We start from the raw sequence: 12,713 nt of genomic DNA, 5'->3' as shown, positions 1-12,713 counted from the left end.
ACACCGCATCACGGGCAACCGGCCGCCCGCACGAAGCTCGACCGCACGCCCCGCACGCAGCACGGCCCGCACACAGCTCCACCGCTCGGCCCGCACGCAGCACGGCCCGCACGCAGCTCCACCGGACGGCACGCAGCATCACCGCCCGCGCAGCCACACCGCAACGCACCGCGCGGGCACACCGCACCGGCACGCAGCACCGCACCGCACGCGCACCACTTGACGCCGAAGGAGAGTCCGCCACCGTGGCCATGCAGTTCTACGCCTCGCCCGAGCAGATCATGCGGGACCGCTCGGAATACGCGCGCAAGGGCATCGCGCGTGGTCGCAGCGTCATGGTGCTCAGCTACGAGGGCGGCGTGCTGTTCGTGGCCGAGAACCTCTCCACGGCGCTGCACAAGGTCAGTGAGATCTACGACCGGATCGGGTTCGCGGCGGTCGGGCGTTACCCGGAGTTCGAGGCGCTGCGCTCCGCCGGGGTCCGCCTCGCCGACCTGCACGGCTACTCCTACGCCCGCGGCGACGTGAGCGGGCGGCAGATCGCCAACTTCTACGCCCGCAACCTCGGCGCGATCTTCACCCAGGAGCAGAAGCCCTACGAGGTCGAGATCTGCGTCGCCGAGGCGGGTGCGACGGCCGCGGACGACGAGCTCTACCGGATCACCTACGACGGGTCCGTCCAGGACGAGCAGGGCCTGGTCACCATGGGCGGCCAGTCCGACGCCATCTCCACCGCCGTCAAGAGCCGCCTCCGGCCCGACCAGACGCTCGCTGAAGCCCTGAAGCTGGCCGTCGAGGGTCTCGCCAGCGTCGGCGGCGAAAACGGCCAGCCGCGCACCCTGGCCGCCCACCAGCTCGAGGTCGCGGTCCTGGACCGCAACCGCCCGGGCCGCACCTTCCGCCGCCTGACCGGCCTGGCCCTGACCGCGATCCTGGAGGACACCTCCGCGGCCAAGGACGCCGACATCGAGGAGGGCCTCGAGGACAAGCCGCAGCCGCCGGCCTCCCCGAGCACCCCGGCCGACAACGCCTCCGGCGGCCCGACCCCGGCCGCCCAGGAGCCCGGCGACCCGAAGCCCAGCAGCGACGCCGACGCCGACAAGACCGACGAGGGCGACGCCAAGTAACGAAGACACGAAGTACCACCCGGCACCGACGTTTCGAGGGCACGACCAGCTTCGGCGGGTCGTGCCCTCACGCCGTCCAGGGTCCGCGAATGCCCGCGGGGGAGCGTCGCGCAGCTTGGACGGAGCGCCGCGCAGAGCTTGGGCGGTGTGCGCCGGCCAGGCTCGGACGGAGCGCCGCCCAGCGTTAGTTCGGACCGTGCGCCGCGCGGTGCTTGGACGTGCGCCGCGCGGTGCTCGGGCGGTGTGCGCCGGCCAGGCTCGGCGGAGCGCCGCCCAGCGTTAGTTCGGACCGAGCCTCGCGCGGTGCTCGGACGTGCGCCGCGCAGTGCTTGGACGTGCGCTGCGCGGTGCTGGACGGTGTGCTGCGCAGTGCTTGGACGTGCGTCGCGCGGTGCTTGGACGTGCGCTGCGCAGAGCTTGGACGTGCGCTGCGCAGAGCTTGGACGGTGTGCGGCGGGTCAGGCTCGGATGATGGCCAGCAGGAGCACCACGAAGGCGCGGCCGAGGTAGATGGTGGCCTTGACGGGGGAGTTGCTGGGGGTGCCGGCCATCCGGGGGCGCATGGCAACCGGGATCTGGGTGATTTTGAAGCCGTTGCGGGCCAGCCGCACGAGGACCTCGATCGTGTCGCCCAGGTACTCGGCCGGGTACCAGTGCGCGAAGAACTCGATCGTGCGCCGGTTCACGGCCCGGTGCCCTGAGGTCGTGTCGGTCAGTTTCGTGCGGGAGAGCCGTGACAGTACCGCCGAAAGCATTTTCATCGCCCACTGGCGTGGGCCCTTGACCGCGTAGCCGCCCTCGCCGGCGAACCGGGCCCCGATGACCATGTCGTGCTCGTCGAGGGCGTCGACGAGCTTCGGGATGTAGCGGGGGTCGTGCTGGCCGTCGGCGTCGACCTGGATCGCCACGTCGTAGCCGTGGTCGCGGGCGTAGCGGTAGCCGGTCCGCATGGCCCCGCCGACGCCCAGGTTGAACGGTAGCTTCGCCACGATCGCGCCCGCGTCGGCGGCCTTGATCGCGGTATCGTCGCTGGAGCCGTCGTCGACGACGATGATGTCGACGGACGGCAGCTCGCCGCGGACCTCGTGGACGACGTCGGCGATCGACCCGGACTCGTTCCAGGCCGGGATGATGATCAGGACCTTCTTACCGTTGATCATCAGGCGTCATTCCGGAGGCGTTGAGGGACTCGTGGGGGATCTCGTCCTGCGGGCGCGGCCGGCCCAGCTCACTGCGCAGCAGCGCCAGGTCCTCGGCCAGCGTCCGGGTCTCCTCCTCCAGGCGGCTGACCTCCCAGCTCAGGTGCACCGTGACCAGCAGCAGGAAGACGATGCCGAGGAACAGCACCAGGCTGACACCGCTGGCGATGCCGAGCAGCCGGGCCGTCTTGTCGGTGATGAACGGGAAGAAGGCCAGGGGCAGCATGACGATGCTGACGAGCAGCCACAGGATGGCGTACTTCTCCTGCAGCTGCCGCCGCCGCAGCAGCTCGACCATGAAGGCGAGCACCGCGAGAGCGGTCAGGCCGGTGACGATCGTGAGCTTCACCGGGGAACTCCGGACACCATGTCGTGCAGCATGGCACGCCACGGCCGCATCGGCGCCAGCCCGGCCGCCGCCCAGCGGTCGTGGCCGAGGACGCTGTAGGCGGGCCGCTTCGCCGGGCGCACGTAGGCGGCGCTGGTCGTCGGGCGGACCCGGGCCGGGTCGTGGCCGGCCTCGGCGAAGATCGCCTGGGTCAGCCCGAACCAAGTGACCTGGCCCGACGCGGTGCCGTGGTAGATCCCGGCCGGTGCGTCCGCCGCCACCAGGGCGACCAGTCGTCCGGCCAGGTCGCGCGACCACGTCGGCTGACCCAGCTGGTCGTCGACGACCTCGACGAACTCGCGCTCGGCGGCCAGCCTGAGCATCGTCTTGACGAAGTTCTTGCCGGTCTCGCCGTAGAGCCAGGCGGTGCGCACGACGTAACCCGAATCCGGCAGTTCGCGCAGCACCGCCCGCTCGCCGGCCAGCTTGCCGCGGCCGTAGGCGTTGATGGGATCGGTCGGGGCGTCCTCGGCGTAGGGCTCGGTGGCATCGCCCGGGAAGACGTAGTCGGTGGAGACGTGGATCAACCGCGCGCCGGTAGCCGCGCACGCCTGGGCCAGGACCTCGACGCCGGTGCCGTTGACGGCGGTCGCGGCGGCCTCGTCGGCCTCGGCGCCGTCGACGTCGGTCCAGGCCGCGGCGTTGATGACCACGTCGTGGCCGTCGACGAGGGCACGGACCTTCGCGGTGTCCGTGATGTCCAGCTCCGCCCGGGTCGCGGCGGTCACGTCGTGATCGTGGGCTTTCAGGACCGCGAGCAGGTCATGGCCGAGCATGCCGCCCGCGCCCGTGACGAGGAAGCGAGTCATGAGTTGAGTGCCGCCCGGGCCTTGAGCGGCTCCCACCAGGCGCGGTTGTCCTGATACCAGGCGACCGTCTCGGCGATGCCCCGTTCGAACGTGATTTGGGGCGTGTATCCGAGCTCGTTGCTGATCTTGTCGATCGACAGGGAGTACCGCCGATCATGTCCCTTGCGGTCCTCGACGTAACGGACCGCGGACTCCCACTCGCGCCCGGTCGCGGCGAGCAGGGTCTCGGTCAGCTCCCGGTTGGTCAGCTCCCGGCCGCCGCCGATGTTGTACACCTCGCCGGGCCGGCCCTTCTCGAGCGCGAGCTGGATGCCGGCGCAGTGGTCGGACACGTGCAGCCAGTCGCGGACGTTGCCGCCGTCGCCGTAGAGGGGGACCGTCGCGCCGTCGATGAGGTTGGTGACGAAGAGCGGGATCACCTTCTCGGGGAACTGGTAGTGGCCGTAGTTGTTGGAGCAGCGGGTGACCACCACCTCCATCCCGTGGGTGCGGTGGTAGGCGAGGGCGAGCAGGTCCGAGCCGGCCTTGCTCGCCGAGTAGGGCGAGTTGGGCTGCAGCGGCCACTCCTCGGTCCAGGAGCCGTCGTCGATCGAGCCGTACACCTCGTCGGTCGACACGTGCAGGAACCGCCCCACCCCGGCCGCGCGGGCCGCGTCGAGCAGCACCTGCGTGCCCAGGACGTTGGTGGTCACGAACGGCCCGGCGCCGAGGATCGACCGGTCGACGTGCGACTCGGCCGCGAAGTGCACGACCGCGTCATGGCCGGGCATGAGCTCGCCGACGAGGGTGGCGTCGCAGATGTCGCCCTCCACGAACGTGAGCCCGCCGTCCTCGACCGGGGCGAGATTGGCCCGGTTACCCGAATAGGTGAGCTTGTCCAGCACGGTCACGGTCGCGCCGGCGAAGGCGGGATAGCCCCCGCTGAGCAGCGTGCGCACGTAATGCGAGCCGATGAAACCGGCACCGCCGGTGACGAGGATTCTCACAGGGACTGGAGTCTAGCGGGCCGTTAGACCCAGGCTACGGGCGTCCCGTACGGTGACCGAGTGCGTGGCATCATCCTCGCCGGCGGGACCGGCTCACGTCTGTGGCCCCTGACCAAGGCCGTGTCGAAGCAGCTCATGCCCGTCTTCGACAAGCCGATGATCTACTACCCGCTCACCACCCTCGTCATGGCGGGCATCAACGAGATCCTCGTCATCACCACGCCGGAGGACCAGGAGCAGTTCATCCGGCTGCTCGGGGACGGCTCCCAGTGGGGCCTGCGGCTGCAGTACGCGGCCCAGCCCCGGCCCGAGGGTCTCGCGCAGGCGTTCATCATCGGGGCCGACTTCATCGGCGACGACACCGTGGCCCTCGTGCTCGGTGACAACATCTTCCACGGCGGCGCGCTCGGGCAGCGGCTGTCGGACAACGGCGACCTGCGCGGCGGGCGGGTGTTCGCCTACCCGGTGGCCAACCCGCAGGACTACGGCGTCGTCGAGTTCGCCCCCGACGGCCGCGTGCTGTCCATCGAGGAGAAGCCGGCCAAGCCCAAAAGCCGATACGCAGTGCCCGGTTTGTACTTCTACGACAACCGCGTGGTGCAGATAGCGCGCGAGCTCAAGCCCAGTGACCGGGGTGAACTGGAGATCACGGCGGTCAACGCGGCCTACCTCGACCTGGGCGAGCTGCACGTCGCCGTCCTGGACCGCGGCACCGCCTGGCTGGACACCGGCACGTTCAACACGATGGTCCAGGCGGCCGAGTTCGTGCGCGTCATCGAGGAGCGGCAGGGCTTCAAGATCGGCTGCGTGGAGGAGGTCTGCTGGCGGGCCGGGCTGATCGACGACGCCCGGCTGCGTGAGCTCGCCGAGCCCCTGCGCAAGAGCGGCTATGGGGAGTACCTGCTGAATCTGCTCGATTGGCAGAATTGACCTTTCGCGTTTGTGGCACGACGACCGACACGCTACGGAGATGAGTTCGTGAAGATCCGACAGCTCTCGATCGGCGGCGCCTGGGAGATCACCCCCGTCGTGCACGGGGACCCCCGGGGCTCGTTCACCGAGGTCTTTCGCACCGACCACCTGGCCGCGGAGATCGGGCACCCGCTGCGGGTGGCCCAGACCAACCTCTCGGTGTCCGCGCGCGGGGTGGTGCGCGGCGTGCACTTCGCCGACGTGCCGCCCGGCCAGGCCAAATACATCACCTGCATCCGGGGCGCCGTGCTGGACGTGGTCGTGGACCTGCGCGTCGGATCCCCGACATTCGGCGTGTGGGAGGGCGTGCAGCTCGACGACGACGAACGGCGCGCGGTGTACCTCTCCGAGGGCCTCGGCCACGGCGTGTGCGCGCTGACCGACGACGCCACCATCGCCTACATGGTGTCGGAGACCTACAACCCGACGGGCGAGCACACGCTGCACCCGTTCGACCCGGATCTCGACATCCGGTGGCCCGTCGACGAGCCCACCCTCTCGGCCCGGGACGCGGCCGCGCCGTCGCTCGCGCAGCTGCGTGCGGAAGGGCGGCTGCCGGACTACGTCATCTGTCAGAGGTATACGGAAAGTCTCCGCTCCCAATAGGTTCGAATCGGCGTTCAGGCGGCTAATGTCTGTACATGGACCGGCGAATTTTCGGCCTTGAGACCGAATACGGGGTCACGTGCACCTACCGGGGACAGCGCCGCCTGTCGCCGGACGAGGTCGCCCGTTATCTGTTCCGGCGCGTCGTGTCGTGGGGCCGTTCCAGCAACGTCTTCCTGCGCAACGGCGCGCGCCTCTACCTGGATGTCGGCTCCCACCCGGAGTACGCCACTCCCGAATGCGACTCCGTGCCGGACCTGGTCGCGCACGACCGGGCCGGCGAACGCATTCTCGAGGGCCTGCTGGTCGACGCCGAGCGCCGGCTGCACGACGAGGGGATCGCGGGCGAGATCTACCTCTTCAAGAACAACACCGACTCCGCCGGCAACTCCTACGGCTGCCACGAGAACTACCTCGTCAGCCGGCACGGCGAGTTCGGCCGCCTGGCCGACATCCTGATCCCGTTCCTGGTCACCCGCCAGCTCATCTGCGGCGCCGGCAAGGTGCTGCAGACCCCGCGGGGCGCCGTCTACTGCCTGTCCCAGCGGGCCGAGCACATCTGGGAGGGCGTGTCGTCCGCGACCACCCGCTCCCGCCCGATCATCAACACCCGCGACGAGCCCCACGCCGACGCCGAACGCTACCGCCGCCTGCACGTCATCGTCGGCGACTCCAACATGAACGAGGTCACGACGCTGCTCAAGGTCGGCACCGCCGACATCGTGCTGCGCATGATCGAGGCCGGCGTCGCCATGCGCGACCTCTCGCTGGAAAACCCGATCCGGGCCATCCGCGAGGTCTCCCACGACATCACCGGCCGCCGCCGGGTCCGCCTCGCCAGCGGCAAGGAGATCTCGGCCCTCGAAATCCAGCAGGAGTACTTCGACAAGGCCACCGAGTTCCTCGACCGCCGCGGCGCCGACGCGGCGACCAAGCGGGTCATGGATCTGTGGGGCCGGGTCCTCACCGCCGTCGAGGGCGGCAACCACAAGGACGTCGAGCGCGAGATCGACTGGGTCACCAAGCTCGGGCTGATCGAGCGCTACCAGGCCAAACACGACCTGCCGCTGTCCCACCCGCGCGTCGCCCAGATGGACCTCGCCTACCACGACCTGCGCCGCGGCCGCGGCCTCTACGGCCTCCTCGAAAAGCGCGGCTCCGTCGACCGGGTCGCCTCCGACCTCGAGATCTTCGAGGCCAAGGAGACCCCGCCGCAGACCACCCGGGCCCGCCTGCGCGGCGAGTTCATCCGCCACGCCCAGGAGCGCCGCCGCGACTTCACCGTCGACTGGGTGCACCTGAAGCTCAACGACCAGGCCCAGCGCACGGTCCTGTGCAAGGACCCGTTCCGCGCCTACGACGAGCGCGTGGACCGGTTGATCGCCAGCATGTGACGGATTCCCCTGCGCGCGTTTTCCTTGCTGGAAGGCGCGCGCCGGGGGAGCCTTCGCACCTCGCTCGTCAGCTGCGCGCGTCTCCGCATTGTGCGAGGCGCGCGTCTCTGTTTCGCGGAGGCGCCGAGGGTGTCCTTTGCGCCGGCTTGTCTCCGCATGTCGCAGAGTCTGCCGCGTCCGTCTCGGCTCCGCGGGAGGCGCCGAGGGGTCGTTCGCGTCGGCTGGCGGCGCGTGTGACGCGGTTGAGACCTCGGAGGGTTAGGCTGGCCGGGCTATGGACCAGTTGCCCGACCAGCCGCCGCCGATGCCCAAGAAGCTCGGTGCCGACTTCAACCCGGACCGCCCCGCCACCAACCGGTTCGGCCGCCGCCTCCAGCGCATCCGCGAGGAGGTCGAGCGCAACCGCACGGTCGGCCCGAAGTACCCGACCTGGCTGCTCGCCACCATCCTCCTCGCGGTCATCCTGTTCTTCGTCCTGATCGTGGCCTACGCGTGATCCGACGCCTGACCCCGCTCCTCGCCGCGGCACTGTGCCTGACCGCGTGCACCGACGGCGGCGCCAACCACACCCCACTCCCCGTCGGCCCCACCGCGACCGCCGACGTGTCCCTGGCCCCGCTGCCGTCCCCGAGCCTCGGCCCGGTCGTCAACTCCGACGGCTGCCAGGGCCTCATCGCCGCCGGCCAGGTCCAGCAGGCGACGGGCCTGCCGGTCCAGCCGAGCCAGGGCGACGGCGCCGCCGCCGTAGCGCAGTACGGCCAGGCCGTCCAGACCCTCGGCCTCAACGCCCGGGCCCGCATGTGCCCGTTCGGCAACCCCGCCGGCGACCAGGTGACCGTCGTCGCGCTGACCTTCACCGACGCGTCGCAGGCGGCGAAGCTCTGGACGACCATCGCCTCCCTCGAAGCCGTCGGCGGCGTGGGCGAGGCGGCGTTGTCGGACAAGTCGAAGACGCTGCTGACCCGGCGGGGCAAGGCGATTGTCGCCGTCTACATGGTCGTGACCGCCGCACCCGACGCCGACCATTTGTCACAGCTGCGCACAGTCGCGAACACCGCCCTTTCCAAGGCGTAGTCAGCACATTCTCCGGAAATCGAAATATCCGCCGCTCCGCGACGGATATTTCGTACATATGCCCCGTCGGGCGATAAGTCCGAAAAGTTTGCGACACGAAGTGTTCGGATTTTTCGTGGGGTTTGTGGTGGCGAAGCTGCCGGAGAGCCGGTCGGGGCGGAGCGGAGTTGCGCTGGCGCGGGACTGGAGTCGCGTGTCGAGGAGCGCGCTTTCGTTGCGCTTCGCCGGATGCGAAAGCTGAGTTTCGCTGGCGTGGAAGGTGGGACCGCGAGCCGAGGACCGTTGTTCGTCGCGCCTCGCCGGGTGCGGGATGGAGTCGCGCCGGCGCGAGGGATGGAGTCGGCGCCGAAGACCGCTTGAGCTGCACCTGGCGCGGGAGCTGGGCTGCGCGCTGGGGACCGGCTGGCGACACACCGACACACCGACAGACGACGCGGCCCTCCGAGCGAAGCTGCATGCCCTCCGAGCGAAGCTGCATGCCCTCCGAGTGGACCTGCGTGGTCGCTAGGACGCCGGAGAACTACGTGCAACCTTGCGGACTGTGTGCTCGGCGGGCGGGGGTTGCGTGATCCCTGGCCGGAGTCGACGGGGTTATGGGGGAGGGGTGGGGTCAGGTCAAGGTGGCGGCGTGGCGGCCGGCGGCGGCGGCGGACAGGAAGTAGGCGGTGTCCTCGTCGAAGGACCGGCCCATCGTGGACAGCTTCACCGGCAGGTCGGTCAGCGCGGCCGCGAGGTCCCGCGACGGTACTTCCACGAGCGTGTGCGGCGGGCACAGGGCGGACAGCGCCGCGCGGACCGGAGTGGCCAGGTCGGCGGCCAGGTCCGACGGCATCACCAGGTCGGCCGGGGCCAGGGCGACCCGGCCGAACGCGGTCACGCTGTGGTGGGACACGCCGCGGTGGCGGGGGCGGGGGTCGGCGTCGGAGATGCGGGGGGCGGCGATCGGGTGGCCGTCGAGGGCGGCGGCCGCGTTGACCGCCTCGCCCGCGGCGACGCCCGAGAAGCCCCAGCTGGTGCCGGTGCCGAGGTTGCCCGGGCCCTGCGTGACGATCGCCAGGTCGGCGTGCAGGCCGTGGCGGGCGGCCAGGAGACCGCTGTGGACGTTTGTCGACTCCAGGTCGCCGCCGAAGGACTGGCCCGTGGTCACGGTGCCGGCCAGGAGGGGGGTGAGGGCGTCCAAGGTTCGGGAGAACCAGGCGGGCAGGGCGCCGCCGTCGGTCATGACGTAGGCGATGCGCACGTCCGGGCGGGTGGCCCGGGCGCCGGCCACGACGGCCGGGAGGGCGGAGTGCAGGTCGGCCACGACCACCGGCATGCCGTCCAGGGACGCGGCGGCGGCCAGGGCGGGGCGCAGGGGTGAGGCCTCCTCGTCGGCGGCCAGGACGATCGCCTGCAGCGGGGTGTACCTGGCCTTGACGACGTGGCCGGGGACGTCCACATCGTCGGGAAGGTTGTCCGGTACCGCCACGACGAGCGCGTAGCCGCCCGTGCCGAGGCCGAGGGCGAGCGCGTTGAGGTTCAGGAGCACGCGGTCACCCACCCGGGGTCGTCCGACCAGCGATGGGTAGGCCAGTGCCCGTACCGACGAAGGATCTTCCGCTCGTCTCGAAGCGACCTCGACGTCCAGCTCCAGGCATCCGCGCCACTCGCGCCGGGCCTGCGTCACCGTTCCCCAGCGCCATCTGATCACGGCACACACCGTAACGCAGCGACACAGCGCGCTGGCTCGGTGACGGTGTGAACGCTCACCGCGTGGGTGGCGCAGAACAGGCGTTCGGGCTGGTACGTTCGCTTCCGTGTCGCGGACTCGAACCGAGCGCCTGGTCAATCTGGTGATCTGCCTGCTCGCTACGCGCCGCTTCCTCACCGCTGAGCAGATCGCCGCGATCGTGCCCGGCTACGAGCACGATCCCAACGACGAGCGCGACCACGAGGCCTTCCAGCGGAAGTTCGAGCGCGACAAGTCGGAGCTGCGCGAGCTCGGTGTACCCCTCGAAATGGGCACGGCCAGCATTTTCGACCAGGAGCAGGGCTACCGGATCGCGCGGCGGGAATATGCGCTGCCCGACATCCCGCTCGCGCCGGACGAGGCGGCCGCGGTCGGGATCGCGGTGCGGCTGTGGCAGCAGACCGGGCTGGCCGCGGCGGCGTCGTCGGGGCTGGCCAAGCTGCGCGCCGGCGGGATCGACGTCGACCCGCACGCCACGCTCGGCGTCGAGACGGTCGTGACCGTCGACCCGGCGTTCGAGCCGCTGACGGCGGCCGTGCGCGACCGGCAGGCGGTCTCGTTCTCCTACGAGGTCCCCGAGCGTGACGGGGCCGGGGTGCGGCGGCTGCAGCCGTGGGGTGTGGTGTGCTGGCGTGGCCGGTGGTATGTCGTCGGGCACGACCTGGACCGCAACGCCGAGCGCTGTTTCCGCCTCTCCCGGGTGGTCAGCGGCGTGCGCCGGATCGGGCGTCGCGACGCCTACGAGCCGCCGAAGACGGACCTGATCGCCAAGGTCGCGGGCTTCACCGGGCCGGTCGAGCGGACCGGGCGGGCCACCGTGCTGGTGAAGAGCGGCAAGGCGGCGGGGGTACGGCGCTGGGCCGAGGACTGTGAGCAGGGGCCCGACGGCGACCGGCTGACGCTGAGCTACTCCGACGCGGAGCAGTTCGCCGGCTGGCTCGTGGGCTACGGCGCCGACCTCGTCGTGCTCGATCCGCCGGAGGTCCGGGCCGAGGTCGTGAAGCGGCTGCGGGCCATCGCCGGCGCCTATGACCAGGCCGGCACCGCCGTGGGGGTGCCGGCGTGACGAACTCCGCGGACCGCCTCGCCCGGCTGCTCAACCTGGTGCCCTACCTGCAGGCCCGGCCCGGCATCACGATCGCCGAGGCGGCCGCCGACCAGGGCATCACCGGGCGCCAGCTGCGCGAGGACCTGGAACTGCTGTGGATGTGCGGGTTGCCGGGGTACGGTCCGGGCGACCTCATCGACATGGCGTTCGTCGGCGACAGCGTGACCCTCACCTACGACGCCGGGATCGGCCGGCCGCTGCGGCTCACGCCCGACGAGGCGCTCGCGCTCATCGTGGCGCTGCGGATGCTGGCCGAGACCCCGGGCGTGACGGCCGGCGACGGCGTCCACCGGGCCCTGGCCAAGATCGAGCACGCGGCCGGCGACCTGGCCGACGCGCCCGTCGCGGTGCGGCTGCCCGGGGCCTCGGACCGCCTCGAGGAGCTGCGCGGAGCCGTCGACCGGCGCCGCGCCCTGCGGATCACCTACTACACGGCGACCCGCGACGAGACCACCGACCGGGTCGTCGACCCCATGCGGGTGCTCGTCGTCGGGCGGTGGGCCTACCTGGAGGCGTGGTGCCGGCGGGCCGAGGCGGTGCGGCTGTTCCGGGTCGACCGCATCGACGCCTCCACGGAGCTCGACGAGCCCGCACAGGTACCCCCGAAGGCACGGCCCACCGACACCCGCACCGGCACCCTCTTCACGCCGACCCCCGACCTGCCGCTGATCACGCTGCGGGTCGGGCGGGGCGCGCGGTGGATCGTGGAGCAGTATCCGTGCGAGAGCGTCGACCGCAGCGCCGGCGAGCACTGGACGGTCGCCCTGCGCGCCTCCGACCTCGACTGGGCCCGGCGCCTGGTGATGAGCCTCGGCGCCGAGGTCACGGTGGTCGCGCCGGCCGCGCTCGCCGAAGCGGTGGTGGCCGAGGCGAACGCAGCGCTGGCCGCCTACGTGTGACGGCGCCGTGCCGCGCGTCGCGGGGCCACGTGCATTAAGGTCGATCACGTGTTGTGGTGGATCGCCGGTGGCATCGTGGTTCTTTCGCTCGTCGTCCTGATTTTTGTCGCGCTGAGCGTCATGAGCCACCTGCGCGCGTTCGACAACGCGGCCCGGGCCATGCAGGCGCGCCTCGTCGACGGGCAGCGGCGCGTGGAGCCCCGCCTGGCCGCCCTCCAGCAGACGGTCGAGCAGATGATGCCGCAGCTCGAGGCCATGGCCGCCCAGCAGCAGGAGCGGGCCGCGCTCAAGGCCGCCCAGGTCGAGAACAGTTAACAATCCTGTCGGATGAACCGGGCAAACCGCACCTTTGTCCGGACGGATGGTTGACGATCGGGCGGACCAGCGTCAACACTCGTCAGGACTTCAGCGGCCGGACCCGA

The 12,713-nt window shown here is 71.0% G+C and carries 14 protein-coding genes; 9 read left to right on the top strand and 5 right to left on the bottom strand.

From position 1 onward, the window contains the following. Positions 1-245: 245 nt before the first annotated feature. A complete protein-coding gene (gene prcA, locus ACIA8L_RS48115) occupies positions 246-1,127 on the top strand; it encodes a proteasome subunit alpha (protein WP_395915706.1) in 882 nt (293 codons plus the stop codon). Between the two features lie 458 nt (positions 1,128-1,585). Here prcA and ACIA8L_RS48110 read toward each other — a convergent pair whose 3' ends face one another. From ACIA8L_RS48110 to rfbB, 4 genes are read right to left on the bottom strand one after another with little or no spacing between them, the layout of a single operon-like run. Further along, complete coding sequence (locus ACIA8L_RS48110; protein ID WP_395915704.1) at positions 1,586-2,287, bottom strand: glycosyltransferase family 2 protein; 702 nt, start codon at positions 2,285-2,287, stop codon at positions 1,586-1,588. Continuing rightward, positions 2,274-2,675, bottom strand: a complete 402-nt coding sequence (locus tag ACIA8L_RS48105; RefSeq protein WP_395915702.1) for a DUF2304 domain-containing protein — start codon at positions 2,673-2,675, stop codon at positions 2,274-2,276. Before ACIA8L_RS48105 ends, ACIA8L_RS48110 begins: the two co-directional genes overlap by 14 nt. Beyond that, on the bottom strand, positions 2,672-3,523 hold the full coding sequence (gene rfbD, locus ACIA8L_RS48100; RefSeq protein ID WP_395915700.1) for a dTDP-4-dehydrorhamnose reductase: 852 nt from the start codon (positions 3,521-3,523) through the stop codon (positions 2,672-2,674). Before rfbD ends, ACIA8L_RS48105 begins: the two co-directional genes overlap by 4 nt. Then, positions 3,520-4,509: a dTDP-glucose 4,6-dehydratase gene (gene rfbB / locus ACIA8L_RS48095; RefSeq protein WP_395915698.1), complete on the bottom strand. Its 990-nt coding sequence runs from the start codon at positions 4,507-4,509 to the stop codon at positions 3,520-3,522. The genes rfbD and rfbB overlap by 4 nt, the downstream gene beginning before the upstream one ends. Before the next feature lie 60 nt (positions 4,510-4,569). Between rfbB and rfbA the strand changes: the two genes are divergently transcribed. From rfbA to ACIA8L_RS48070, 5 genes are all read left to right on the top strand, one after another. Then, a complete protein-coding gene (rfbA, locus tag ACIA8L_RS48090) occupies positions 4,570-5,439 on the top strand; it encodes a glucose-1-phosphate thymidylyltransferase RfbA (protein WP_395915696.1) in 870 nt (289 codons plus the stop codon). Between the two features lie 48 nt (positions 5,440-5,487). Continuing rightward, positions 5,488-6,087 (top strand): dTDP-4-dehydrorhamnose 3,5-epimerase family protein, encoded by a 600-nt coding sequence (locus ACIA8L_RS48085; RefSeq protein ID WP_395915694.1) that lies wholly within the window; start codon positions 5,488-5,490, stop codon positions 6,085-6,087. Positions 6,088-6,122: 35 nt separating this feature from the next. After that, positions 6,123-7,481, top strand: a complete 1,359-nt coding sequence (pafA, locus tag ACIA8L_RS48080) for a Pup--protein ligase (protein ID WP_395915692.1) — start codon at positions 6,123-6,125, stop codon at positions 7,479-7,481. Positions 7,482-7,755: 274 nt separating this feature from the next. Then, entirely contained in the window at positions 7,756-7,977 is a 222-nt protein-coding gene (locus ACIA8L_RS48075) for a hypothetical protein (protein ID WP_395915690.1), read from the top strand. Further along, the gene (locus ACIA8L_RS48070; protein WP_395915688.1) at positions 7,974-8,555 is read left to right on the top strand and encodes a hypothetical protein; all 582 of its coding nucleotides are present in this window, start codon (positions 7,974-7,976) and stop codon (positions 8,553-8,555) included. The genes ACIA8L_RS48075 and ACIA8L_RS48070 overlap by 4 nt, the downstream gene beginning before the upstream one ends. 610 nt (positions 8,556-9,165) lie before the next feature. On the opposite strand, the gene ACIA8L_RS48065 is transcribed toward ACIA8L_RS48070, so the two are convergent. After that, positions 9,166-10,245: a DUF3866 family protein gene (locus tag ACIA8L_RS48065; RefSeq protein ID WP_395915685.1), complete on the bottom strand. Its 1,080-nt coding sequence runs from the start codon at positions 10,243-10,245 to the stop codon at positions 9,166-9,168. 106 nt (positions 10,246-10,351) lie between these two features. Between ACIA8L_RS48065 and ACIA8L_RS48060 the strand changes: the two genes are divergently transcribed. From ACIA8L_RS48060 to ACIA8L_RS48050, 3 genes are read left to right on the top strand one after another with little or no spacing between them, the layout of a single operon-like run. After that, the gene (locus ACIA8L_RS48060; RefSeq protein ID WP_395915683.1) at positions 10,352-11,350 is read left to right on the top strand and encodes a helix-turn-helix transcriptional regulator; all 999 of its coding nucleotides are present in this window, start codon (positions 10,352-10,354) and stop codon (positions 11,348-11,350) included. Next, complete coding sequence (locus tag ACIA8L_RS48055; RefSeq protein ID WP_395915681.1) at positions 11,347-12,291, top strand: helix-turn-helix transcriptional regulator; 945 nt, start codon at positions 11,347-11,349, stop codon at positions 12,289-12,291. Before ACIA8L_RS48060 ends, ACIA8L_RS48055 begins: the two co-directional genes overlap by 4 nt. 48 nt (positions 12,292-12,339) lie before the next feature. Then, positions 12,340-12,606 (top strand): hypothetical protein, encoded by a 267-nt coding sequence (locus ACIA8L_RS48050; RefSeq protein ID WP_395915679.1) that lies wholly within the window; start codon positions 12,340-12,342, stop codon positions 12,604-12,606. Positions 12,607-12,713 lie beyond the last annotated feature (107 nt).

The organism is Dactylosporangium sp. NPDC051541 (assembly GCF_044454505.1).
Classification (GTDB): domain Bacteria; phylum Actinomycetota; class Actinomycetes; order Mycobacteriales; family Micromonosporaceae; genus Dactylosporangium.
The sequence above is the reverse complement of the archived record's forward strand: the minus strand, read 5'-3'. Positions and strand labels throughout refer to the sequence as shown.